Genomic DNA, 23,755 nt, shown 5'->3' on the forward strand with positions numbered 1-23,755 from the left:
TCTCCGTTATTAGCTACCGTTTTTGAGGGACTCAAGTTCCTCCCAGCGCTCAAATGCGGCTTCCAGTTCCGCTTCGGTGGCTGCGAGTTTATCCAGCATGGCTTGCGTGACGTCGTGTGGCTGACTGAAAAACGCCGGATCGCTGACCTGCGACTGCAGCGCCTCAAGCTCGGCCTCCAGCGTCTCCAGCCGTTTCGGCAGCTGGTCTAATTCGCGCTGCATGTTATAGCTTAGTTTGTTGCCAGCGCGTTTTACAATTTGTGGTTTACTCGCTGCGTCATTATCTGGATTTTTCGCTGTGCCCGCGGGCTGGCTCTGACGAACCGAGCGGGATGCCGCCTGCTGTCCGCGCGCATCGTGATAGCCGCCGACGTACTGACCGATGTGCCCTTCGCCTTCAAAGATCCAGCATTCGGTAACGGTGTTATCGACGAATTCACGGTCGTGGCTTACCAGCAGCACGGTGCCCTGATAGCCGTCGATCAGCTCTTCCAGCAGTTCGAGGGTTTCTACATCCAGGTCGTTGGTCGGTTCATCGAGAATCAGCAGGTTGCTGGGCTTGAGGAACAGACGCGCCAGCAGCAGACGGTTACGCTCCCCGCCCGACAGCGCCCGCACCGGCGTCATCGCCCGTTTCGGGTGGAACAGGAAGTCCTGCAGGTAGCCCAGCACGTGGCGCGGTTTACCGTTGACCATCACCTCCTGCTTGCCTTCTGCCAGGTTGTCCATCACGGTGCGGTCCGGGTCCAGCTCGGCACGGTGCTGATCGAAGTAGGCCACTTCCAGCTTGGTGCCCACGTGAACGCGACCGTGGTCGGCTTTCAGTTGACCGAGCATCAGCTTCAGCAGCGTGGTTTTACCGCAGCCGTTCGGCCCCACCAGCGCAATCTTGTCGCTGCGCTGCACCTGGGCAGACAGATCTTTAATCAGCTGCTTGCCGGCCATCGCATAGTCGACGTGCTCCATCTCGAAGACGATTTTGCCTGAGCGGGTGGCTTCCTCGACCTGCATCTTCGCGCTGCCCATTACCTCACGGCGCTCGCCGCGCTCGCGACGCATCGCTTTCAGCGCACGCACGCGCCCTTCGTTACGGGTACGACGCGCTTTGATGCCCTGGCGGATCCACACCTCTTCCTGGGCCAGCTTGCGGTCAAATTCGGCGTTTTGCAGCTCTTCAACGCGCAGCGCCTCCTCTTTTGCCAGCAGATACTGATCGTAATCTCCCGGATAGGAGACCAGCTTACCGCGGTCGAGATCGACGATGCGGGTCGCCATGTTGCGGATAAAGGAACGGTCATGGGAGATAAAAATGATCGTTCCCTGGAAGGTTTTCAGGAAGCCTTCCAGCCAGTCGATGGTTTCAATATCCAGGTGGTTAGTCGGCTCGTCGAGCAGCAGCACCTTCGGATTGCTCACCAGCGCACGGCCCAGCGCCGCTTTACGCAGCCAGCCGCCGGAGAGCGACGCCAGCGCGGTGTCCGCTTCCAGCCCAAGCTGGAGCAGCACTTCATTAATGCGGCTCTCAAGCTGCCACAGATTGTGGTGGTCGAGCTGTTCCTGAATCTTCGCCAGTTCGTTGAGGTTACGCTCGCTCGGATCGCTCATCACGATGTGCGATACCTCGTGGTAACGCTTGAGATAGACCGCCTGCTCTTCAATGCCTTCGGCGACAAAATCGTACACGCTGCCGGCGACGTTGCGCGGCGGGTCCTGCTGCAGTCGTGCCACAACCAGATCCTGCTCGTAGACGATACGCCCGTCGTCCAGCCCCAGTTCGCGGTTGAGGATTTTCATCAGCGTCGATTTACCGGCGCCGTTGCGCCCAACCAGACACACACGCTCGTTGTTTTCGATGTGGAGTTCGGTGTTATCCAGAAGCGGCGAATCGCTGAATGAGAGCCAGGCGCCGTGCATACTAATTAAAGACATTCTTATTCCTTCCCGGCATGGGTAACGAGCCAGCAGTTATGGATCTGGCGGTTGCGGGCAAAATCCGGTGACAGAGTTTTCTGGGTGATCTCCTGGGCCTGTAGCCCAAGCGCCGCCATGCCGTCATGATCCAGCTTGAAGCCGCGCTTATTGTTGGAGAACATAATGGTGCCGCCGCGTTTCAGCAGGCGTTTCAGATCGGTCATCAGCGCCAGGTGATCGCGCTGCACGTCGAACGACTCTTCCATCCGCTTGGAGTTAGAGAAGGTCGGCGGATCGATAAAAATGAGATCGAACTGTTCGGTGGATTCACGCAGCCAGGTCAGGCAGTCGGCGTGGATCAGACGGTGCGCCCGTCCGCTCAGGCCGTTGAGACGCAGGTTGCGCTCTGCCCACTCCAGATAGGTGCGTGACATATCCACGGTGGTGGTGCTGATAGCGCCGCCGAGCCCGGCGTGAACGCTGGCGCTGCCGGTGTAGGAGAACAGATTCAGGAAGTCCTTCCCTTTGCTCATCTGGCCCAGCATACGGCGTGCGATACGGTGATCGAGGAACAAGCCGGTGTCGAGATAGTCGGTCAGGTTCACCCACAGACGCGCGTTGTACTCACGCACTTCCATGAATTCTCCCTTCTCGCCCATCTTCTGATACTGGCTGCTGCCCTTCTGGCGCTCGCGGGTCTTCAGCACCAGCTTGTTGGTCGGCAGGTTCAGCACGGACAGGGTTGCGGCGATGATATCAAACAGGCGCTGGCGTGCTTTCGCCGGATCGACGGTTTTCGGCGGGGCGTACTCCTGAATCACCACCCAGTCGGCGTAGCGGTCAACCGCCACGTTGTACTCCGGCAGGTCGGCATCATAGAGGCGATAGCACTCGATCCCCTCCTGACGCGCCCACTTGTCGAGCTTCTTGATGTTTTTACGTAGACGGTTGGCGTAGTCTTCGGCCAGCTGGGCGGGTTGCGCACCGCTGGTGTTCTCCGCCAGCTGATAGTTCTTCTGCACGCAGTCGAGCGGGCCGTTCTTCGCTTTGAACTGGCGGTCGGCGCGCAGCTGCAGGCAGCTCAGCAGCTCCGGCGAGGCGCTAAACAGCGACAGGTTCCAGCCGCCGAACTGGCTTTTCATGATGCGTCCGAGAATGCTGTGCAACGCAATCAGCGCCGGCTCGCTCTCCAGTCGCTCACCGTAAGGCGGGTTGCTGATAACGGTACCGTGCGGCCCTTCCGGCAGCGGGTTGCGCAGGCTGGCGACATCGCTGGTGGCGAAGGTGATGAGCTCGTCAAGACCGGCGCGACGGGCGTTGGTGCGGGCGCGTTCAATCACGCGCGCATCGTTATCCGACCCGTAGAAGCGGGACGGGTACTCGCTCAGGCCGCGACGGGCGCGCAGCTGGGCTTCGGTTTTGACGCTTTTCCACACGCTCTCGTCGTGCTGCGCCCAGCCGTTGAATCCCCAACGGGTGCGGTGCAGGCCCGGCGCACGATCGGTGGCGATCATCGCCGCCTCAATCAGCAGCGTACCGGAGCCGCACATCGGATCGAGCAGCGGTGTGCCCGGCTGCCAGCCGGAGCGCATCACAATGGCGGCGGCGAGGTTTTCTTTAATCGGTGCCTGACCGGTGCGATCGCGGTAGCCGCGCTGATGCAGCCCCTCGCCGCTCAGATCAATGGCGATGCTGGCAACGTCTTTATTCAGCCAGACGTTAATGCGCAGATCCGGCAGTTCGCGATCGACGTTGGGCCGCGGCAGGTTTTTACGGGTAAAGGCATCAACGATGGCGTCTTTGACCTTCATCGCCCCGTACTGGCTGTTGCGGATGGTGTCGTTCAGGCCGCTGAAGTGCACCGCAAAGGTGGCGTCCGGGCCGAAGATCTCCGGCCAGTTGATCGCCTGCACGCCGAGATAGAGATCGAGATCGCTATAGACGTTGCACTCGCTGAGCGGGAGTAAGATTCGTGACGCGAGCCGGCTCCACATCAGGCTCTGGTAGAGCAGATGCGCATCACCTTCAAAATGCACACCACCCTGAACCACCTGGCACTGCGTTGCCCCCAGGTTTTCAAGTTCAGTTTTTAACAGCTCTTCCAGGCCACGCGCTGTACTGGCAAACAGAGAATTCATATCGTCACTTACTTAGGGAAAGAAAATTTTTGCGCATTATAGCTAATCCGCAACGCATGTCATAAAGTTGCCCTGCTTATTTCTTATCGCACGGAGGCCGCTGTGCTCACCCTGACCCGTCTTTACGTCCATCCGGTTAAATCCATGCGCGGTATTCAGCAGTCGCACGCGCTGGCAACCCACAGCGGTTTCGCCTTCGATCGCATTTTTATGGTGACCGAAACGGATGGCACCTTTATTACTGCGCGCCAGTATCCGCAGATGGTGCTGTTCACACCCGCGCCGCTCCATGACGGACTGCATCTCACCGCGCCGGACGGCAGCAGCGCCGTGGTGCGCTTCGCCGATTTCAATCCCGCCGCCGCTGCAACCGAAGTCTGGGGCAACCACTTTACCGCCCTGATTGCGCCAGAGGCGATTAACCGCTGGCTGAGCGGTTTCTTCGGGCGTGACGTGCAGCTGCGCTGGGTCGGCCCGGAGCTGACCCGCCGGGTAAAAAATCATGAGGCGGTGCCGCTGTCGTTCGCTGATGGCTATCCCTATCTGCTGACCAACGAGGCCTCGCTGCGCGATCTGCAGCAGCGCTGCCCGGCCAGCGTGCGCATGGACCAGTTCCGCCCCAACCTGGTGGTATCTGGTGCCAGCGCCTGGGATGAGGATACCTGGCAGGTGATTCGCATCGGTGAGGTGATTTTTGACGTCGCTAAGCCGTGTAGCCGCTGCATCTTCACCACCGTCAGCCCGGAAAAAGGGCGTAAACACCCCTCCGGCGAACCGCTGGCGACGCTGCAACGTTTTCGTACCGCCCAGGATAACGGCGACGTGGATTTCGGCCAGAACCTGATTGCCCGCACCAGCGGCGTTATCCGCACCGGCGACAGCGTCGAAGTGCTGGCGCGTAAACCGGCGCGGGTCTACGGTGCCGGGCCGGAGAGCGACACCCTCGCCGTCGAGCAGCAGCCGGAAAGCGCGGTGGAGATTACCTGGCAGTCGCAGACGTTCCGCGGCAACAATCAGCAAATCCTGCTCGAACAGCTTGAGCAACAGGGGATTCGTATTCCCTACTCGTGCCGGGCGGGGATCTGCGGCAGCTGCCGGGTGCGCCTGGTTGAGGGAGAGGTCACGCCGCTTAAGCAAAGCGCCATCGGCAAGGACGGCACCGTACTGAGCTGCAGCTGTGTGCCAACGGGGAAAATTCGGGTAGACGTGGTCTGAGAGGCAAACCGGGCGGTTATACCGCCTGGTCGAGCGCCACGCTTTGCAGGCGCAACGGGCGCAGACGATCGTTCATGATTTTAATGGCGTCGCCAAGCTGCATCGCGCGGCCGGCCAGCACCAGCGTGGGCTGTGCCACCAGGCAGAGCGTGGCGTTATCCCCCGCTTCCACCACCAGCAGGTTGACCTGCTCCAGGCTGTCGCTCAGCCATACCGCGGCCGCATCGGCGCACGCCGGCTGCCAGCGATCGTCGTGGGAGGTAAAGTGCCAGCTTTTCGGCATCTGCGGCTTGAGGAAGCGGATAGCCACCAGCGCGTTAAGCACCAGTTCGGCACGCTGCTCGTTGCTTAACGGCATTTCACGGCAGCGCTCGTCAAAGGCGTAGTAGAGCGCCGCATCATCGACGCAAAACCCTGTCGGACTGAAGGCGTCCGGGGTCAACATTTTGCGAGCAAAACGGGAACGGAAGACCATGCCATTGGCAAGATCAAGCATCATTCGCTGGTGCTCTTCATCAAAATACCAGCGCCAGTTATCGTCCGGTTTAATTCGCATTACGTTCTCTCCACCGCCACATCGTCAGCTAATTATCGTCCCTGCTGCCGCTTCGTTTACTGCGTAAATAAATAAAGCTTACTGTGCTCAAATTAGCAACATCGACGGAATATAAAACAACCAGATATAAAAATAAAGGACTCAATAGCCTGAGTGATAATTCAGGCGCTAAATAGAAAGCATATCGGGGTAACGTAGCGGTAAATTGACAAACCGGTAAACAAATGTAACAGCCGAACGGCAAAAAGCCGGTATTGTCCGATTTACTTTGGGGATATTACGGCCCGGACGGGCCGTATAATAGTGACTGCAGACGTGTGATATATCAGAGGTGGGTGACGATCTCTTTTACCAGCGGCGGACCTTTAAATATAAACCCGGAATAAATTTGTACCAGGCTTGCTCCCGCGGCCATTTTCTCGCGTGCCGCGATCGCTGAGTCAATTCCGCCGACGCCGATAATCGGCAGGCGCCCTGCCAGCTCCGTAGAGAGACGACGTATTATCTCGGTGCTTTTTAATTGCAGCGGTCGACCGCTTAATCCACCGGCTTCGTTACTGTATGCCATTCCCTGAACCAGGGAACGATCGAGGGTGGTATTGGTGGCGATAACGCCATCAATATTATGGCGAACCAGGCTATCGGCTACCTGGATCAATTCCTCTTCGCTCAGATCCGGTGCGATCTTAACCGCCACCGGGACATATTTATGGTGCTTTTCGCGCAGCGCCTGCTGCTTATTTTTAATCGCGATCAGCAGATCGTCCAGCGCCTCGCCATATTGCAGCGTACGTAATCCCGGCGTGTTGGGTGAGGAGATATTGATGGCAATATAACCAGCGTAGGCATAGATCTTTTCCATACAGATCAGATAATCCTCTTTGCCCTGCTCTACCGGGGTGTCCTTATTCTTGCCGATATTAATCCCCAGCACGCCGTCGAAATGCGCCTTTTTGACGTTCTCAACCAGGTTGTCCACCCCGAGATTGTTGAATCCCATGCGGTTGATCAGCCCCTCGGCATCCACCAGACGGAAGATCCGCGGCTTGTCGTTCCCCGGCTGAGGGCGCGGCGTCACGGTGCCGATCTCAATCGAACCGAAGCCCATAGCACCAAAGGCGTCAATACACTCGCCGTTCTTATCCAGCCCCGCGGCCAGACCAAGCGGATTTTTAAAATTCAGCCCCATGCAGGTCACGGGCTTCGCGGGCACCGTCTGACGAATCAGACGCGCTAACGGGGTGCCGCTGATGCGACGAAGCTGAGAAAACGTCATTTCATGTGCGCGCTCGGGGTCGAGCTGGAACAGGGCTTTACGAACGAAGGGATAGTACATGAACTCTCCTGGATTCCCGGTGTGCAAACCGGGGCGGTATTATCGGCTATCGCGGGAGCGAAGGGAATGGCCGATCGGCAAAAAACGCCCTCGCAGCGCAATCGTTTACCTCGTCCGCGGCTTCCTTATCCAAAATCCGGCATTAATGCGCCGTATAAATCATTTAGCGTCAGCCACGCCCTCTGCCAGGATAATATCAATTGTTATCAATATGTATCAGAAGCAAACTTTTGGTTATAAGGAGCCGCTATGCGCATCGTTACCCTGGCGGGTAGTCCCCGCTTCCCCTCCCGCTCCAGCGCCCTTCTGGAGTATGCCCGAGACAAGCTCAGCGCCCGCGATGTGGAAGTGTGCCACTGGCACCTGCAAAACTTTGCCCCAGAGGATCTGCTCTATGCCCGGTTCGACAGTCCGGCGCTGTTGACGCTTATCGACCAGCTGAGCGAGGCCGATGGTCTGATCGTTGCCACGCCCGTCTATAAAGCCTCCTTTTCCGGGGCGCTGAAAACCCTGCTCGATCTGCTGCCGGAGCGCGCGCTGGAGCACAAAGTGGTGCTTCCCCTGGCGACCGGCGGCACCATCGCCCATCTGCTGGCGGTGGACTATGCCCTGAAACCGGTGCTCAACGCGCTCAAGGCTCAGGAGATCCTGCACGGCGTGTACGCCGACGACAGTCAGATCGCCGACTATCACCACCGACCGGCGTTCACCCCTGTATTGCAGCACCGCCTTGACCACGCGCTGGAAACCTTCTGGCAGGCGCTGCACCGCCCGCAGCCCGCTATCCCTCCCCTGACACTGCAAGGAGCCGTTCATGTTTAATGCCTTTTCCGCCCGCCTCGCCGGGATCGCGCTTAGCGGGCTGCTGAGCCTCAGCGCCACCGCGCACGCGGCAGAGCCCGCCGCCCCCGAGGCGCTGCGCATTGGTTATCAGAAAGGAAGCGTCAGCATGGTGCTGGCGAAAAGCCACCGGTTCCTTGAGCAGCGCTATCCGCACACCCGCATCTCCTGGGTTGAGTTCCCGGCCGGGCCGCAGATGCTGGAGGCGCTGAACGTCGGCAGCATCGATCTCGGCAGCACCGGGGATATCCCGCCGATCTTTGCCCAGGCGGCGGGCGCGGACCTGGTCTATATCGGTGCCGAACCGGCCAAGCCGAAAGCGGAAGTGATTCTGGTACCTGAAAACAGCCCTCTGAAAAGCGTGGCGGACCTGAAAGGACGCAAAGTGGCATTCCAGAAAGGCTCCAGCTCGCACAACCTGGTGCTGCGCGCCCTGCAGCAGGCCGGGCTGACGTTTAAGGATATCCAGCCGATCTACCTCACCCCGGCCGACGCGCGCGCCGCGTTCCAGCAGGGCAATGTCGATGCCTGGGCCATCTGGGACCCCTACTACTCCGCGGCGCTGCTGCACGGCGGCGTGCGGGTGCTGAAAGACGGCGAAGGCCTCAAGCAAACCGGCTCCTTCTATCTGGCCGCCCGCCCCTATGCGGAAGCAAACGGCCCGTTCCTGCTTGGGGTGTTACAAACCTTCAGTGATGCCGATGCCCTGACCCTGTCCCAGCGTCAGCAGAGCATCACCCTGCTGGCCACCAGCATGGGGCTGCCGGAAAAGGTGATCGCCACCTATCTCGATCATCGTCCCCCCACCTCGATTACCCCGGTAAATGAAGAGACCGCCGTGCGCCAGCAGCAGACCGCCGATCTGTTCTATGAAAACCGTCTGGTGCCGAAGCAGCTCGATATCCGCGACCGCATCTGGCACCCCACCCTCACCACAGGAGCGAAATCATGAGTCTGAATCTGTTCTGGTTCTTACCCACCCACGGCGACGGGCACTATCTTGGCAGCGACGAGGGCGCACGCGCCGTCGATCACGGCTATTTGCAGCAGATCGCCCAGACCGCCGACCGCTTTGGCTTTACCGGCGTGCTGATCCCGACGGGGCGCTCCTGCGAAGATGCCTGGCTGGTGGCGGCGTCGCTGATCCCAGTGACCCAGCGGCTGAAATTCCTGGTGGCCCTGCGTCCGAGCGTCATCTCTCCCACCGTGGCCGCGCGCCAGGCCGCCACCCTCGATCGCCTCTCCAATGGACGCGCGCTGTTCAACCTGGTGACCGGCAGCGATCCGCAGGAATTGGCCGCCGACGGCGTGTTCCTCGATCACACCGAGCGCTACGAGGTGTCGGCAGAGTTTACCCGGGTGTGGCGCCGCCTGCTGGAAGGGGAAACCGTGGATTTCCACGGCAAGCATATTCAGGTGCGCGGGGCAAAGCTGCTGTTCCCGCCGGTGCAGCAGCCGCGCCCGCCGCTCTACTTTGGCGGATCGTCAGACGTAGCGCAGGATCTGGCCGCCGAGCAGGTCGATCTCTACCTCACCTGGGGCGAGCCGCCGGAGCGCGTTAAGGAAAAAATTGACCACGTGCGGGCGAAGGCGGCGGCGCTGGGACGCACGGTGCGCTTCGGCATTCGTCTGCACGTCATTGTGCGCGAAACCACCGAGGAGGCCTGGCAGGCCGCCGACCGGCTGATTGCGCATCTTGATGATGACACCATCGCCAAAGCGCAGGCGGCGTTTGCCCGCCAGGACTCCGTTGGTCAGCAGCGTATGGCCGCGCTGCACAACGGCAGCCGCGAAGGGCTGGAGATCAGTCCTAACCTGTGGGCGGGCGTCGGGCTGGTGCGCGGCGGTGCAGGCACGGCGCTGGTCGGCGACGGGCCCACCGTTGCGGCGCGCATCAATGAGTATGCGGATCTGGGTATCGACAGCTTTATTCTCTCCGGCTACCCGCATCTCGAAGAGGCCTGGCGGGTCGGCGAGCTGCTGTTCCCGCATCTGGATGTCGCTATTCCCGAGGTGCCGCAGCCGCGACCGTTGCAGCAGCAGGGCGAGGCGATCGCCAATGAGTTTATCCCGCGCAACGTCGCGCAGAGTTAAGGAGGCGCTATGGCACACACCTCGCGCGCTGTTCTGCTGCGCCTTACCCCGTGGCTGCTGCCGCTGACGATTATCGTCGTCTGGCAGGTGGCCTCCCAGACCGGCTGGCTCTCCACGCGTATCCTGCCCTCCCCCGAGGGCGTGGTAAAAGCATTCTGGAGCCTGTCGGCCAGCGGCGAGCTGTGGCAGCACCTGACCATCAGCTCGTGGCGGGCGCTGATCGGCTTTTCCATCGGCGGTTCGCTCGGGCTGCTGCTCGGGCTGATAAGCGGCCTCTCCCGCTGGGGCGAGCGGCTACTGGATACCTCGATTCAGATGCTGCGCAACGTGCCGCATCTGGCGCTGATTCCGCTGGTGATTCTCTGGTTTGGTATCGACGAGAGCGCGAAGATTTTTCTGGTGGCGCTCGGCACGCTGTTCCCGGTGTACATCAATACCTGGCACGGCATCCGCAACATCGACCAGGGGCTGCTGGAGATGGCCCGCAGCTACGGGCTGTCGGGCGTCAGCCTGTTTATTCACGTCATTCTTCCCGGCGCGCTGCCGTCGATCATGGTTGGGGTGCGCTTCGCGCTGGGGCTGATGTGGCTGACGCTGATCGTCGCCGAAACCATCTCGGCTAACGCCGGGATTGGCTATCTGGCGATGAACGCCCGGGAATTTTTGCAGACCGATGTGGTGGTGGTCGCCATCATACTTTACGCCCTGCTGGGCAAGGTGGCTGACGTCAGCGCGCAGCTGCTGGAGCGTGTCTGGCTGCGCTGGCATCCGGCATGGCAGAAGAAAGAGGAAAGCGTATGAATACCGCACGTCTTACCCCCGGCACGCCGGTGCTGGTCAGCGGCGTCTCACGCCGCTACGGATCGAAAACCATTCTGGATCGCCTCGATCTGCACATTCCCGCCGGCCAGTTTGTGGCGGTGGTCGGCCGCAGCGGCTGCGGGAAAAGTACCCTGCTGCGCCTGCTGGCAGGGCTGGAAAAACCGAACGACGGCGAACTGCTGGCAGGCACGACGCCGCTGGCCCGCAGTCAGGATGACACGCGGCTGATGTTTCAGGATGCGCGGCTGCTGCCGTGGAAAAAGGTGATCGATAACGTCGGGCTGGGACTCAGGGGGAACTGGCGTCAGGATGCCCATGCGGCGCTGGCGGCCGTGGGGCTGGAGCATCGCGCCAGCGAGTGGCCCGCGGCGCTGTCCGGCGGTCAGAAGCAGCGCGTGGCGCTGGCCAGGGCGCTGATCCACCGTCCGCGCCTGCTGCTGCTCGACGAGCCGCTTGGCGCCCTGGATGCGCTCACCCGTCTGGAGATGCAGTCGCTGATTGCTTCCCTGTGGCAGGAACACGGCTTTACGGTTGTGCTGGTCACCCACGACGTGAGCGAGGCGGTGGCGCTGGCGGATCGGGTGCTGCTGATTGAAGAGGGGAAGATCGGTCTGGATCTGTCGGTGGATATCCCCCGTCCGCGTCGCCACGGTTCGCCGCGGCTGGCCGAGCTGGAGGCCGACGTGCTGGATCGGGTGATGCGCACGCCTCAGGCGGTGACCCGGGCAGTGAAAGCGGGATAATAAAAAAGGCGGGTGCGCACTGCACCCGCCTTCAGGCTGACTATGTGACCGATTACGCCAGCGCTTTGCTGATTTTCTCGTACAGATCCCCGGAGAGGTTCGGCAGCGCTTTGAGCTGTTCCAGCGCAGCACGCATCAGCGCCTGACGTTTTTCGTCGTAGCGTTTCAGGCGGATCAGCGGCTCAATCAGACGCGACGCCACCTGCGGGTTACGGCTGTTCAGCTCGCTGAGCATCTCCACCATAAACTGATAGCCGCTGCCGTCTGCGGCGTGGAACGCCGCCGGGTTGCTGCTGGCGAAGGCGCCAATCAGCGCACGCACGCGGTTCGGGTTGCCGAAGGTGAACGAGCGGTGGTTGAGCAGCGCACGGACAGTGGTCAGCACGTCCTGAGCCGGGCTGGTGGCCTGCAGCATGAACCATTTATCCATTACCAGACCATCCTGATGCCACTGCTCGTCGTAGGCGGCGAGCAGCGCTTCGCGGCACGGCAGCTGCGCGGCGACCGCGGCGGAGAGCGCGGCCATCGCATCGGTCATGTTATCCGCGTCGTGATACTGCGCGCTCACCAGCTTGTCGGCCAGCTGCGCATCGCCGAAGGCCAGATAACGCAGGCAGGTGTTGCGCAGGGCGCGCTTGCCGATGTCGGCGTGATCGACGCGGTACTCGTCAAGCTTATTGGCGTTGTAAACCGCCAGACACTCATCCGCCAGCTCGTTAGCCAGGGTGCGGGTCAGCGCTTCACGTACTGCGGCAATCGCCACCGGATCGATAATCTGGAACAGCTCCGCCATTTCGTTTGCCGATGGCAGCGTGAGGATCTCCGCCGCCAGCGCCGGGCTCACCGTCTCATCAAGCAGGATAGCGCGGAACGCATCCGCCACGTGCAGCGGCAGCGACAGCGGCAGCCCCTGCTGGTGGCGGGCAACGTTCAGACGGATGTAGGTGTTGAGCAGGCTCTGGGCGGCGTCCCAGCGGGAGAACTCGTTGCGCGCGTGACGCATCAGGAACGTCAGCTGCTGATCGCTCCATTTGTATTCGAGCTTCACCGGCGCGGAGAAGTTACGCAGCAGGGACGGCACCGGCTGGAAGTAGACGTTGTCAAAGACAAAGGTCTGCTCCGCCTGGGTCAGGTTCAGCACGTGGTGCACCGGATGGCCCCCTTTCTGCAGCGGGATCACCTTGCCTTCGTTGTCATACAGTTCGATATCAAACGGAATGTGCAGCGGCAGCTTCTCGGTCTGGTCGGCCGTCGGCGGCGTATGCTGGCTGAGGGTTAAGGTGTACTGCTCGGTTTCCGGATTGTAGTCGTCGCGCACGCTGACAACCGGGGTGCCGGACTGGCTGTACCAGCGACGGAAATGGGAGAGATCGACGTTGGAGGCGTCTTCCATCGCCTGGACGAAGTCGTCACAGGTGGCCGCGCTGCCGTCGTGGCGTTCGAAATAGAGCTGCATCCCTTTCTGGAAATTCTCTTCGCCGAGCAGGGTGTGCAGCATACGAATCACTTCGGAACCCTTTTCGTATACCGTCAGGGTATAGAAGTTGTTCATCTCGATGACCATATCCGGGCGGATCGGGTGCGCCATCGGGCTGGCGTCTTCGGCGAACTGCATCCCGCGCATGATGCGCACGTTATTGATGCGATTGACCGCCCGCGAGCCGAGGTCTGAGCTGAACTCTTGATCGCGGAACACCGTTAAGCCCTCTTTCAGGCTGAGCTGGAACCAGTCGCGGCAGGTGACGCGGTTGCCGGTCCAGTTATGGAAATACTCGTGCCCGATGACGCGTTCGATATCGAGATAGTCTTTATCGGTAGCGGTCTGGGCGCGGGCCAGTACGAATTTGGAGTTAAAGATGTTGAGACCTTTGTTCTCCATGGCACCCATATTAAAGAAGTCGACGGCGACGATCATATAGATGTCGAGATCGTACTCGAGGCCGAAGCGGTCTTCATCCCACTTCATGGAGTTCTTCAGGGAGGTCATCGCCCAGGAGGCGCGATCGAGGTTGCCGCGGTCAACGTAGAGCTCCAGCGCCACCTCGCGCCCGGAGCGGGTCACGAAGCTGTCGCGCAGCACGTCGAAGTCACCGGCCACCAGCGCAAACAGGTAGCAGGGTTTCGGGAACGGATCTTCCCACTGCACCCAGTGGCGGCCGTTATCCAGCTCACCCTGGGCGATGCGGTTGCCGTTAGCCAGCAGGTAAGGATACTTAGTCTTATCGGCAATCAGTTTCGTGGTGAAGCGGGCCAGCACGTCCGGGCGGTCCAGATACCAGGTGATATGGCGGAAACCTTCAGCCTCACACTGGGTGCACAGCGCGTCGCCGGACTGGTACAGCCCTTCCAGGGCGGTGTTGGTAGCCGGGCTGATGTCGGTGACAATGCGCAGCGTGAAACGCTCCGGCAGGTTCTCCAGTACCAGAGCGCCCTCTTCCAGGCGGTAGGCCTGCCAGGGCGCATCGTTCACTGCTAAAGAGACCAGGGTAAGGTCTTCGCCGTCAAGGCGTAACGGGGCATCGGCAGCGCCCTGACGCGTCACCTGGCTTACTGCGGTCACACGGGTCGCAGCGGCATCGAGTTCAAAGGTCAAGTCAATATCGCTGATCTGGTAATCCGGCGCACGATAGTCGTGGCGGTATTTGGCTTGTGGCTGTTGAGTCATAGAAAACCTTTTACATCATCCGTAAGAGTGAACCCGATTGTTCTCACGGCGCGCCCTGAGCGTTACGCCGGAAGATGAAGGGCTTAGCACTCCAGTCTATTCCTGTTGCAACAATGTTGCCATGCAGAATAATTAACTTTTAGGCCCGGCGGCGCGGCTGGCCTGCATTGCGCCTCAATGCGGCACAAATTGCCCTCGACCCCTCGGCAGGGTTATGTTGTGATCCTGCTTCAATAAACCGATAATCAGGGTATACTCCTGCGTCTTTATCTGCTTTCGCAACCGATGGAAACGCTCCTGTTAGAGGATGCCAGTACGCACCATGACACCATACGCTTCCCCTGTTTTACATTCGATGCTGGATACCGACGCCTATAAACTGCATATGCAGCAGGCGGTTTTTCATCGCTACGCGGATGTGCATGTTGCGGCCGAGTTCCGCTGCCGCGGTGACGATCTGCTGGGTATTTATGCTGACGCGATCCGCGAACAGCTCGAGGCGATGCAGCAGCTCGCCCTGAGCGAAAGCGAATACCAGTGGCTCGCCTCCCTGCCCTTCTTCCGCCAGGACTATCTCGACTGGCTGCGCGACTTCCGCTACGACGCCTCGCAGGTCACCGTGCGCAACGTGAACGGCAAGCTGGATATCCGGCTTTCCGGCCCGTGGCGGGAGGTGATTATGTGGGAAGTGCCGCTGCTGGCGGTGATAAGCGAGCTGGTACACCACTACCGTTCGCCGGAAGCCACGGTGGAGCGCGCGCTGAGCCATCTGGATGTGAAGCTTGAGCAACTGGCCCACTACACGGCGGATGTCGATCTCAGCGCGTTTCGCCTGATGGATTTCGGCACGCGCCGCCGCTTCTCGCGCGACGTCCAGCAGGCGATTGTCGAACGACTGCAGCAGGAGCCCTGGTTCGTGGGCACCAGCAATTACGATCTCGCCCGCCGCCTCAACCTGACCCCCATGGGCACCCAGGCGCATGAGTGGTTCCAGGCGCATCAGCAGATTAGCCCGAGCCTTGCCTCCAGCCAGCGCGCCGCGCTCCAGGCCTGGCTGGATGAGTATCCGGCCATGCTGGGGATTGCGCTCACCGACTGCATCACGATGGATGCCTTCCTGCGCGATTTCGGCCCGGAATTTGCCTCCCGTTATCAGGGGCTGCGTCACGACTCCGGGGATCCGGTGCAGTGGGGCGAGAAAGCGATCGCCCACTACGAGTCGCTTGGTATCGATCCGATGAGCAAAACTCTCGTGTTCTCGGATAACCTCGATCTCACCAAAGCCATCGATCTCTATCGCCACTTTGCCGAGCGCGTAAATCTCGGCTTTGGCATTGGTACGCGCCTGACCTGCGATATTCCTGGCGTGAAGCCGCTCAATATCGTTATCAAACTGGTGGAGTGCAACGGCAGGCCGGTGGCGAAGCTTTCCGACAGCCCCGGTAAAACCATCTGCCACGATAAAGCCTTCGTGCGCGCGCTGCGCGAAGCCTTCGATCTCCCCCAGGTAAAAAAAGCCAGCTGACCCCGGTGGGAGCCCTGCGCTCCCGCCTCCTTTCCGGTAAAAATTTTCTTCCCGCCAGATAACGAATTCTGCTTGTCTGATGGCGCATGCCAGGTAACATAGATAACCCCCCTTACCCGGTGGGAAAACGAATCTATATTTCACCATTACACAGAGAGAAAATTATGAGCGTTGTGCCTGTAGCCGACGTACTCCAGGGCCGCGTAGCCGTTGACAGTGAAGTCACCGTGCGCGGATGGGTACGTACTCGCCGAGATTCAAAAGCTGGCATCTCCTTCCTCGCCGTCTATGACGGTTCCTGCTTTGATCCTGTACAGGCTGTCATCAATAATTCTCTGCCTAATTACAATGATGAAATTCTGCGTCTGACCACCGGCTGCTCGGTCATCGTCACCGGTAAAGTGGTGGAGTCGCCGGGCGAAGGCCAGAGCTTTGAACTGCAGGCTACCTCTGTCGAGGTGGCGGGCTGGGTGGAAGATCCGGACACCTACCCGATGGCGGCCAAGCGCCACAGCATCGAGTACCTGCGTGAGGTGGCTCACCTGCGTCCGCGCACCAACATGATCGGTGCCGTCGCCCGCGTGCGTCACACGCTGGCTCAGGCGCTGCATCGCTTCTTCCACGAGCAGGGTTACTTCTGGGTCTCCACTCCGCTGATCACTGCTTCCGATACCGAAGGCGCCGGCGAGATGTTCCGCGTCTCCACGCTCGACATGGAAAACCTGCCGCGTAACGACCAGGGCAAAGTGGATTACGATCAGGATTTCTTCGGCAAAGAAGCCTTCCTGACGGTTTCCGGCCAGCTTAACGGCGAAACCTACGCCTGCGCGCTGTCGAAGGTCTACACCTTCGGTCCGACCTTCCGCGCGGAAAACTCCAACACCAGCCGCCACCTGGCGGAATTCTGGATGCTGGAACCGGAGGTGGCGTTTGCCGATCTGAACGACGCCGCGGGCCTGGCAGAAGCGATGCTCAAATACGTGTTCAAAGCGGTGCTGGAAGAGCGTATGGACGATATGCAGTTCTTCGCCCAGCGCGTGGACAAAGAGGCGATTGAGCGTCTGGAGCGCTTTATCTCCGCCGATTTCGCCCAGGTGGATTACACCGATGCGGTGGCCATCCTTGAGAAATGCGGTGAGAAGTTTGAAAACCCGGTCTACTGGGGCGTCGATCTCTCTTCCGAGCACGAGCGCTACCTGGCCGAGAAACACTTCAAAGCGCCGGTGGTGGTCAAAAACTATCCTAAAGACATTAAGGCGTTCTATATGCGCCTTAACGATGACGGCAAAACCGTGGCGGCGATGGACGTGCTGGCACCGGGTATCGGCGAGATCATCGGCGGCTCCCAGCGTGAAGAGCGTCTGGACGTGCTGGATGCGCGTATGGCCGAGATGGGCCTCAATAAAGAAGACTATTGGTGGTATCGCGATCTGCGCCGTTACGGCACCGTACCACACGCCGGCTTTGGTCTTGGCTTTGAACGCCTTATCGCTTACGTCACCGGCGTACAAAACGTACGTGACGTGATTCCGTTCCCGAGAACGCCGCGCAACGCGAGCTTCTGATAGCAAAAGGCCAGCATAGCGCTGGCCTTTTTTATTTAACGGGCTCACCTGCCCGTCAAAAAATCCTGACGCCTTTCTGGCCCTTTCCTTCTGATAATTCTCCTGTCACCTGCTTTCAGACTGGTTCCTGTTGCGTGTTGCGCGTCGGTGTTGACTTAGCACATTTTGACTAACTTTCACTGATGCGTGCTGGCGCGAAATTTACAATATAAGAAAACCCGACCGGTGACCCACTGGAGCATAAGAAAAGGGGTTAGCGAAATTAATCATAAGCAATTCATATATATAAGAATGGTTCGAGCGATTTATACGCAGCGGAGTAGCGAAATTTGAGGTGGTTCACAAAGTTCCCTAAAATTCACACAATGTTACACATTATTGCTTTTGGTTACCTGTTTTAGACATTTGTAGCACTTTCATGGTAGCGGAACAGAGTTTTGAATGGAAAGATGCCTCTCAGACACAGAAAGACACCAAACTTTCATCAATAGTTCCGTAAACTTTTATTGACGGAATTCATTGGCGGCAGTGGCAGGTGTTCATAAAAACCAATGAGGGTAATAAATAATGATGAAGCGCAATATTCTGGCAGTGGTTATCCCTGCACTGCTGGCTGCAGGTTCCGTAAACGCTGCTGAAATCTATAACAAAGACGGCAACAAACTGGACCTGTACGGTAAAGCTGTTGGCCGTCACGTATGGACAACTTCTGGCGATAACACCTCCAATGGTGATGCCACTTACGCTCAGATCGGTTTTAAAGGCGAAACTCAGATCAACAGCGACCTGACTGGTTTCGGTCAGTGGGAATACCGTACCAAGGCTGATCGTGCAGAAGGCGAACAGCAGGACTCTAATGTAACTCGTCTCGCATTCGCGGGTCTGAAAGTTGCTGACGCGGGTTCCATCGATTACGGCCGTAACTATGGCGTGGTTTACGACGTAGAAGCTTACACCGATATGGCCCCGTACTTCTCAGGTGAAACCTGGGGTGGCGCTTACACTGATAACTTCATGACCAGCCGTGCCGGTGGCCTGCTGACTTACCGCAACACCGACTTCTTTGGTCTGGTTGATGGTCTGTCATTTGGTATTCAGTACCAGGGTAAAAACGAGTCTAAACACAGCATCAATGCTCAGAACGGCGATGGCGTAGGTTACACCATGGCATACGATTTCGCTGAAGGCTTCGGTGTTACCGCTGCGTACAGTAACTCCGATCGTACTGATGATCAGGAACGTCGTGATGGCAATGGTCCGCGTGCAGAAGTATGGGCTGTAGGTGCTAAATACGATGCCAACAATATCTACCTGGCAACCGTATACTCTGAAACCCGCAACATGACTATCGTTGATAACTCAGCGACTGATACTACTGAGATGGCTAACAAAACTCAGAACTTCGAAGTTGCTGCTCAGTACCAGTTCGATTTCGGTCTGCGCCCGGCAATCTCTTATGTTCAGAGCAAAGGCAAGAGCCTGAATGGCGCTGACAGCAGCGCAGACCTGGCTAAATACATCCAGGCTGGCGTGACTTACTACTTCAACAAGAACATGAACGTGTTCTTCGATTACCGCTTCAACCTGCTCGACACTAACGATTACAGCGATTCCTACGGTATCGGTACTGACGACCAGGCTGCTGTAGGTCTGACCTACCAGTTCTAATCACTATCCCTCGATAGTTGATACTAAGAAACAGGGCTTCGGCCCTGTTTTTTTACGCCTGAAATTTGAATGATGATGAATCCCGCTCTTTTCGTGGCAAACGGTTGGCATTTGTTGTTACACCCGTTAACCTGATAGCGGAATTCCCTTCTGCAATCACAATGGAACCTCGTCATGTTTGAGAACATAACTGCCGCGCCGGCCGATCCTATCCTGGGTCTGGCCGATCTGTTTCGTGCCGACGATCGCCCGACCAAAATCAACCTGGGTATTGGGGTTTATAAAGATGAAACCGGTAAAACGCCGGTGCTCACCAGCGTAAAAAAAGCAGAACAATATTTGCTGGAAAATGAAACCACCAAAAACTACCTCGGCATCGACGGTATCCCTGAATTTGGACGCTGCACCCAGGAGCTGCTGTTTGGCAAAGGCAGCGCGCTGATTGAGGCGAAGCGTGCCCGCACCGCACAAACCCCAGGCGGTACCGGTGCCCTGCGCGTTGCAGCAGATTTCCTTGCTAAAAACACCGATGTGAAGCGCGTCTGGGTCTCTAACCCAAGCTGGCCGAACCACAAAGGCGTGTTCAATTCCGCCGGTCTGGAAGTGCGCGAGTATGCATACTACGACGCCGAAAACCACGCGCTGGACTTTGATGGGCTGGTGAAGAGCCTGAACGACGCCCAGGCGGGCGATGTTGTTCTGTTCCACGGCTGCTGCCACAACCCGACCGGTATCGATCCAACGCTCGACCAGTGGGAACAGCTGGCGAAGCTGTCGGTTGAGAAAGGCTGGCTGCCGCTGTTCGACTTCGCCTATCAGGGCTTTGCCCGCGGTCTGGAAGAGGATGCAGAAGGCCTGCGTGCCTTCGCCGCGCTGCATCAGGAGCTGATTGTCGCCAGTTCATACTCGAAAAACTTCGGTCTCTACAACGAGCGCGTTGGGGCCTGCACCCTGGTCGCCGCCGACGCCGACGCCGCCGATCGCGCCTTCAGCCAGATGAAATCCTGCATTCGCGCCAACTACTCCAACCCACCGGCCCACGGTGCGGCGGTGGTCGCGACTATCCTCAGCAATGACGCCCTGCGCGCAATCTGGGAGCAGGAGCTGAATGACATGCGTCAGCGCATTCAGCGTATGCGTCAGCTGTTCGTTAACACGCTGGCAGAGAAAGGCGCTAACCGCGACTTCAGCTTTATTATTCGTCAGAACGGCATGTTCTCTTTCAGCGGCCTGACGAAAGAGCAGGTGCTGCGTTTGCGCGAAGAGTTTGGCGTTTACGCGGTCGCCTCAGGCCGTGTTAACGTGGCGGGTATGACGCCGGATAATATGTCACCGCTGTGCGAAGCGATTGTCGCTGTGCTGTAACAGGTGCAGATACAACAAGGGCCGCTCTGAGCGGCCCTTTTTTATTACCAGACGGGTTGTTCATCCTGCAAGAACGGATTATGCAGCCGCTCGTAGCCCAGGGTAGACATCGGGCCGTGACCGGGGATGAAGGTAACGTCGTCGCCAAGCGGCAACAGCTTGCGCTTGATGCTGTCAATCAGCTGACCGTGGTCGCCACGCGGGAAGTCGCTGCGCCCCACGCCGCCTTTAAACACCACGTCACCCGACACCAGCAGCCGCGATGCCTCATCGAAGAACACGATATGGCCCGGCGTATGGCCCGGACAGTGCAGGATCTGTAGCCTGATGTTGCCAAGCTCCACCTGGTCGCCCTCTTCCAGCCAGCGATCCGGCGTCAGAGGCTGGCATTCGGCGAGGCCGAACATCCGGCTCTGCTCTGGCAGACCCTGCAACCAGAACTCGTCTTCTTTCTGCGGGCCAATCACCGGCACGCCATAATGCTGCGCCAGCTCCGCGGCCGCACCAACGTGATCGAGGTGCCCGTGGGTCAGCAGGATCTGCGTAACCGTTACCGCTTTACTGGCAACCTCCTGCTTAATGCGTGCCGCATCACCGCCGGGATCCACAAGCGCCGCCTGAAGGGTTTCTTCACACCAAATCAACGAGCAGTTCTGGGCGAACGCCGTGACGGGAATAAGATGGTAATTCATGCCACTCCTTTAGCCTGCCTGAGCAGGATACCGTACTTACCAGTGCCGAACAGGCCCGGTATCAATATGCACAAAGTTGCTGCTGGGATAGTATCCTACACCACCGGCGCGCATAGATAACGCCGCTTTGCGAACATTGCTTAAAGAGATGCCTTCGATATGAAAGTCCATCGCCTGGCCTTTGGTGTGGTAGCTGTTTTTGGCCACACCGCGGCTGTGCGCACGCAGCTCTTTATTGGTATCAACGGAGCGATAACCGGAAATCAACTGGACGGGTTTTCGGGTGCCTAACAGGCCTTGCAGGCGATACAGCTGATCGAAAAGTGACGTATCAATCGTTTTAATTTTATTAGAACGATAATCCCTGAAAAAATGATTAAGCTTTGCTAACTCTTCCTGAATATAGCCTTTGCCATCAAAAAACTGGGCTTTAATGGATTCACCGGTATTCAGATTGCTGAGCGTCAAAATACGTGGGCGCGGCGTTGAGAGAGTGGCGAATGCCGTGCCGGGGAGCATAGACGCGCCCAGAGCAGCACCGCCTAACGCCAGCAGTTTGCGGCGAGTAGCATTAAATTGGTCCATAATATTCAGGTCTACTGGTAAGTGAAAACAAGATGCGCGTCTGGCGCGACCCAGGCACATTAACTGCCCCTCTCCGGTGAGTCAAGGCACGGCGCTCACAAAACAAACAGGCCCGATCGATTGATCGAGCCTGTGCTGTCATCACGCGTTTTCCGCTAATACATTAGAAATGTTGTATTTACCGGATCAGCTTTTCCGCTTTTTCGAGGATTTGTGCCCCGCTGCGTGCGGTCAGATCATAATTGTAAATATCGGTACGATATTGCGTACGCCCATCCTCACCCACGAACGCCGTCAGGTAGTAGAGGTTCACCGGGATATTCTGCGGAATATTCACATAGCGGGTATTCCCTTCCTTGAGCGCATCGGAAATCCGCGTGTCGTTCCAGCCTGCGTCCTGCAGCAGCATATTCGCCAGCTCCGACGCCTTATTCACCCTGACACAGCCCGAACTGAGCGCCCGCTCGTCCTTCTGGAACAGCGTGTGGTTTGGCGTGTCGTGCAGATAGATGGCATCTGAACTCGGCATGTTGAATTTATAGCGTCCCAGCGAGTTGTGCGCGCCGGGTGCCTGCTGGAAGCGGAACGGCAGGTTGGAAGCGGTAATCGTGGCCCAGTCCACTCTCCACGGATCGATCGTTTCGGCGCTGTTCCAGCCACGCAGCACGGTATAGCCGTGGCGCTCCAGATAGCCGGGGTCGTTCCACACTTTAGGCAGAATATCCTTACGCGCAAGGGTCGGCGGCACGTTCCACGGCGGATTGACCACCACGTTATTCAGCGCGCTGCTCATCAGCGGCGTTTTGCGGTCCGGGCGACCAACGATAACGCGGGAAGCCAGCGCCTGGCTGCCGTTGAGATAGTAGACCAGCGAGTATTCCGGGATGTTTACCATAATGCCGGTGTTAACCTTGCCGGGCAGCAGACGCAGACGCTGAATATTCAGCGCCAGCAGCGCGGCGCGCTGCGCCGGAGTGACGTTCAGCCACTCCCGGGTTGAGGTGCCGATGACGCCGTCTGCCGTCAGCCCCTGCCACTTCTGGAAGCGCTTCACGGCGGCCACCAGCTCGCGGTCATAGATGCCACGGGTGGCCGCAGTTTTCGCTTTAGGCGCGGCGCGCGGCGTGTCGCGTGGGGTAACGATGGCTGCCGATGGGCTCACCACCTCGTCGCGGGCGCGAGAGACGGTGGCATCAGGCAACACGATGTCCGGCGTACTCTCCATCATGCCGGTACGCTGCAACACCTCGCGCAGCGCGCCAATATCGTTGCTGTACTGGCCGGGACGCAGCTTCGCGCTCTCTTTCAGCTCAGGCCACGGGCGATTATCCGCCACCAGCTGGAGCAGCGAGGCGTGCATCGCCTCATACTGCGGGTGCGCAGGGGCCAGCGATGTCACGAACGCAGCGAGACTGCCGTTATCAAGGGCGACCTGCCACTGGTTGATGACCGAGAGCGGCGGCGTCACCAGCTTGTAGGGTTTGCTGCTGTAGAGCCAGGTGGTGCCTTTGGTGGCAAGGCCGGAGACGTAGTGCAGATAGCCGAGCATGGCGTCCGAGAGCACCACGTCGCGCGACATGCCGCTGACGGCCGGATCGGTCAGTAACTCAACCCAGCGGGTAAACTGCGGCTGGAAGCCAGCGATCGCCACTTCCGCCAGCTGCTGCTGGAACGCCTGCACCGCTTCGCGGCTCTCCCACATCGGCTTCAGCTCTCGTTCGCCGTACAGCGCCACCAGCGCGTTCATATAGACCGGCGTGTAGCCCGCAGGCAGAAGTGCGGTCAGGTCGCCGCGATGCTGAGCGGCGTCGCTGTTCTGCACCGGTTCGGCGCCGGAGAGCGCCACCATGGCCGTCGAGGACGCCAGCGGCTGCACCAGCACGGCGGGCTGCTCAACGCTTTGCGCAGAGCTGTCCATCGGCACAGCTTCAGGCTCGTCGGCCTGTACGGTAAACAGCGGAGCAACACCAAGCGCCAGGCACATGCTGACGGCCAGCAGTTGGCGACCCTGTAAATTCTTAAGCAACATCCCTTG

19 protein-coding genes are annotated in these 23,755 nt (G+C 59.0%); 11 read left to right on the forward strand and 8 right to left on the reverse strand.

Features of this window, described 5'->3' with window-relative positions; translation table 11 throughout:
- Window positions 1-9 precede the first annotated feature (9 nt).
- Window positions 10-1,929, reverse strand: coding sequence for an ABC transporter ATP-binding protein (locus DW58_RS06905; protein ID WP_024548720.1), 1,920 nt, complete (start codon window positions 1,927-1,929; stop codon window positions 10-12).
- A 2-nt stretch (window positions 1,930-1,931) separates the two neighbouring features.
- Window positions 1,932-4,049 carry a bifunctional 23S rRNA (guanine(2069)-N(7))-methyltransferase RlmK/23S rRNA (guanine(2445)-N(2))-methyltransferase RlmL gene (rlmKL, locus tag DW58_RS06910; RefSeq protein ID WP_024548719.1) on the reverse strand — a complete coding sequence of 706 codons (2,118 nt, stop codon included), beginning with the start codon at window positions 4,047-4,049 and terminating at the stop codon, window positions 1,932-1,934.
- Window positions 4,050-4,151: 102 nt separating this feature from the next.
- Here rlmKL and DW58_RS06915 point away from each other — a divergent pair, with 102 nt between their 5' ends.
- Window positions 4,152-5,264 (forward strand): YcbX family protein, encoded by a 1,113-nt coding sequence (locus tag DW58_RS06915; protein WP_024548718.1) that lies wholly within the window; start codon window positions 4,152-4,154, stop codon window positions 5,262-5,264.
- Between the two features lie 16 nt (window positions 5,265-5,280).
- On the opposite strand, the gene DW58_RS06920 is transcribed toward DW58_RS06915, so the two are convergent.
- Window positions 5,281-5,820, reverse strand: coding sequence for a cell division protein ZapC (locus DW58_RS06920; RefSeq protein WP_024548717.1), 540 nt, complete (start codon window positions 5,818-5,820; stop codon window positions 5,281-5,283).
- 325 nt (window positions 5,821-6,145) lie between these two features.
- Entirely contained in the window at window positions 6,146-7,156 is a 1,011-nt protein-coding gene (gene pyrD / locus DW58_RS06925; protein ID WP_024548716.1) for a quinone-dependent dihydroorotate dehydrogenase, read from the reverse strand.
- Between the two features lie 66 nt (window positions 7,157-7,222).
- Between pyrD and DW58_RS21120 the strand changes: the two genes are divergently transcribed.
- The 6 genes from DW58_RS21120 to ssuB are packed head-to-tail and all read left to right on the forward strand — an operon-like array spanning window position 7,223 to window position 11,655.
- A complete protein-coding gene (locus DW58_RS21120; protein ID WP_155889600.1) occupies window positions 7,223-7,396 on the forward strand; it encodes a hypothetical protein in 174 nt (57 codons plus the stop codon).
- A gap of 9 nt (window positions 7,397-7,405) precedes the next feature.
- Window positions 7,406-7,978 (forward strand): NADPH-dependent FMN reductase, encoded by a 573-nt coding sequence (ssuE, locus tag DW58_RS06930; protein WP_024548715.1) that lies wholly within the window; start codon window positions 7,406-7,408, stop codon window positions 7,976-7,978.
- Window positions 7,971-8,948, forward strand: coding sequence for a sulfonate ABC transporter substrate-binding protein (locus DW58_RS06935; protein WP_024548714.1), 978 nt, complete (start codon window positions 7,971-7,973; stop codon window positions 8,946-8,948). Before ssuE ends, DW58_RS06935 begins: the two co-directional genes overlap by 8 nt.
- Window positions 8,945-10,090 (forward strand): FMNH2-dependent alkanesulfonate monooxygenase, encoded by a 1,146-nt coding sequence (ssuD, locus tag DW58_RS06940; protein ID WP_024548713.1) that lies wholly within the window; start codon window positions 8,945-8,947, stop codon window positions 10,088-10,090. The genes DW58_RS06935 and ssuD overlap by 4 nt, the downstream gene beginning before the upstream one ends.
- 9 nt (window positions 10,091-10,099) lie before the next feature.
- Window positions 10,100-10,891: an aliphatic sulfonate ABC transporter permease SsuC gene (ssuC, locus tag DW58_RS06945; protein ID WP_024548712.1), complete on the forward strand. Its 792-nt coding sequence runs from the start codon at window positions 10,100-10,102 to the stop codon at window positions 10,889-10,891.
- Complete coding sequence (ssuB, locus tag DW58_RS06950; RefSeq protein WP_024548711.1) at window positions 10,888-11,655, forward strand: aliphatic sulfonates ABC transporter ATP-binding protein; 768 nt, start codon at window positions 10,888-10,890, stop codon at window positions 11,653-11,655. Before ssuC ends, ssuB begins: the two co-directional genes overlap by 4 nt.
- A 52-nt stretch (window positions 11,656-11,707) precedes the next feature.
- On the opposite strand, the gene pepN is transcribed toward ssuB, so the two are convergent.
- A complete protein-coding gene (gene pepN / locus DW58_RS06955; protein ID WP_024548710.1) occupies window positions 11,708-14,320 on the reverse strand; it encodes an aminopeptidase N in 2,613 nt (870 codons plus the stop codon).
- Window positions 14,321-14,642: 322 nt separating this feature from the next.
- Between pepN and pncB the strand changes: the two genes are divergently transcribed.
- From pncB to DW58_RS06975, 4 genes are all read left to right on the forward strand, one after another.
- The gene (gene pncB, locus DW58_RS06960; RefSeq protein ID WP_035885537.1) at window positions 14,643-15,845 is read left to right on the forward strand and encodes a nicotinate phosphoribosyltransferase; all 1,203 of its coding nucleotides are present in this window, start codon (window positions 14,643-14,645) and stop codon (window positions 15,843-15,845) included.
- A gap of 164 nt (window positions 15,846-16,009) precedes the next feature.
- Entirely contained in the window at window positions 16,010-17,410 is a 1,401-nt protein-coding gene (asnS, locus tag DW58_RS06965; RefSeq protein ID WP_024548708.1) for an asparagine--tRNA ligase, read from the forward strand.
- A gap of 567 nt (window positions 17,411-17,977) precedes the next feature.
- The gene (gene ompF / locus DW58_RS06970; protein ID WP_024548707.1) at window positions 17,978-19,078 is read left to right on the forward strand and encodes a porin OmpF; all 1,101 of its coding nucleotides are present in this window, start codon (window positions 17,978-17,980) and stop codon (window positions 19,076-19,078) included.
- Between the two features lie 174 nt (window positions 19,079-19,252).
- Window positions 19,253-20,443 (forward strand): amino acid aminotransferase, encoded by a 1,191-nt coding sequence (locus tag DW58_RS06975; RefSeq protein ID WP_024548706.1) that lies wholly within the window; start codon window positions 19,253-19,255, stop codon window positions 20,441-20,443.
- A gap of 44 nt (window positions 20,444-20,487) precedes the next feature.
- On the opposite strand, the gene DW58_RS06980 is transcribed toward DW58_RS06975, so the two are convergent.
- The 3 genes from DW58_RS06980 to ldtD all read right to left on the reverse strand — a co-directional run bounded on the left by DW58_RS06980 (window position 20,488) and on the right by ldtD (window position 23,749).
- Window positions 20,488-21,135, reverse strand: a complete 648-nt coding sequence (locus DW58_RS06980) for an MBL fold metallo-hydrolase (protein ID WP_024548705.1) — start codon at window positions 21,133-21,135, stop codon at window positions 20,488-20,490.
- Window positions 21,136-21,171: 36 nt separating this feature from the next.
- On the reverse strand, window positions 21,172-21,720 hold the full coding sequence (locus tag DW58_RS06985) for a YcbK family protein (RefSeq protein WP_024548704.1): 549 nt from the start codon (window positions 21,718-21,720) through the stop codon (window positions 21,172-21,174).
- A 178-nt stretch (window positions 21,721-21,898) separates the two neighbouring features.
- Window positions 21,899-23,749 (reverse strand): L,D-transpeptidase, encoded by a 1,851-nt coding sequence (gene ldtD, locus DW58_RS06990; protein WP_024562549.1) that lies wholly within the window; start codon window positions 23,747-23,749, stop codon window positions 21,899-21,901.
- Window positions 23,750-23,755 lie beyond the last annotated feature (6 nt).

The organism is Siccibacter turicensis LMG 23730, assembly GCF_000463155.2.
In the GTDB taxonomy this organism is placed as follows: Bacteria; Pseudomonadota; Gammaproteobacteria; order Enterobacterales; family Enterobacteriaceae; genus Siccibacter; species Siccibacter turicensis.

Bases quoted from the DNA above. Each gene is read 5' to 3' on its own strand.
- DW58_RS06905 (WP_024548720.1), bottom strand. From the start codon at position 1,929: ATGTCTTTAATTAGTATGCACGGCGCCTGGCTCTCATTCAGCGATTCG.
- rlmKL (WP_024548719.1), bottom strand. From the start codon at position 4,049: ATGAATTCTCTGTTTGCCAGTACAGCGCGTGGCCTGGAAGAGCTGTTA.
- DW58_RS06920 (WP_024548717.1), bottom strand. From the start codon at position 5,820: ATGCGAATTAAACCGGACGATAACTGGCGCTGGTATTTTGATGAAGAG.
- pyrD (WP_024548716.1), bottom strand. From the start codon at position 7,156: ATGTACTATCCCTTCGTTCGTAAAGCCCTGTTCCAGCTCGACCCCGAG.
- DW58_RS21120 (WP_155889600.1), top strand. From the start codon at position 7,223: ATGGCCGATCGGCAAAAAACGCCCTCGCAGCGCAATCGTTTACCTCGT.
- ssuE (WP_024548715.1), top strand. From the start codon at position 7,406: ATGCGCATCGTTACCCTGGCGGGTAGTCCCCGCTTCCCCTCCCGCTCC.
- DW58_RS06935 (WP_024548714.1), top strand. From the start codon at position 7,971: ATGTTTAATGCCTTTTCCGCCCGCCTCGCCGGGATCGCGCTTAGCGGG.
- ssuD (WP_024548713.1), top strand. From the start codon at position 8,945: ATGAGTCTGAATCTGTTCTGGTTCTTACCCACCCACGGCGACGGGCAC.
- ssuC (WP_024548712.1), top strand. From the start codon at position 10,100: ATGGCACACACCTCGCGCGCTGTTCTGCTGCGCCTTACCCCGTGGCTG.
- ssuB (WP_024548711.1), top strand. From the start codon at position 10,888: ATGAATACCGCACGTCTTACCCCCGGCACGCCGGTGCTGGTCAGCGGC.
- pepN (WP_024548710.1), bottom strand. From the start codon at position 14,320: ATGACTCAACAGCCACAAGCCAAATACCGCCACGACTATCGTGCGCCG.
- pncB (WP_035885537.1), top strand. From the start codon at position 14,643: ATGACACCATACGCTTCCCCTGTTTTACATTCGATGCTGGATACCGAC.
- asnS (WP_024548708.1), top strand. From the start codon at position 16,010: ATGAGCGTTGTGCCTGTAGCCGACGTACTCCAGGGCCGCGTAGCCGTT.
- ompF (WP_024548707.1), top strand. From the start codon at position 17,978: ATGATGAAGCGCAATATTCTGGCAGTGGTTATCCCTGCACTGCTGGCT.
- DW58_RS06975 (WP_024548706.1), top strand. From the start codon at position 19,253: ATGTTTGAGAACATAACTGCCGCGCCGGCCGATCCTATCCTGGGTCTG.
- DW58_RS06980 (WP_024548705.1), bottom strand. From the start codon at position 21,135: ATGAATTACCATCTTATTCCCGTCACGGCGTTCGCCCAGAACTGCTCG.
- DW58_RS06985 (WP_024548704.1), bottom strand. From the start codon at position 21,720: ATGGACCAATTTAATGCTACTCGCCGCAAACTGCTGGCGTTAGGCGGT.
- ldtD (WP_024562549.1), bottom strand. From the start codon at position 23,749: ATGTTGCTTAAGAATTTACAGGGTCGCCAACTGCTGGCCGTCAGCATG.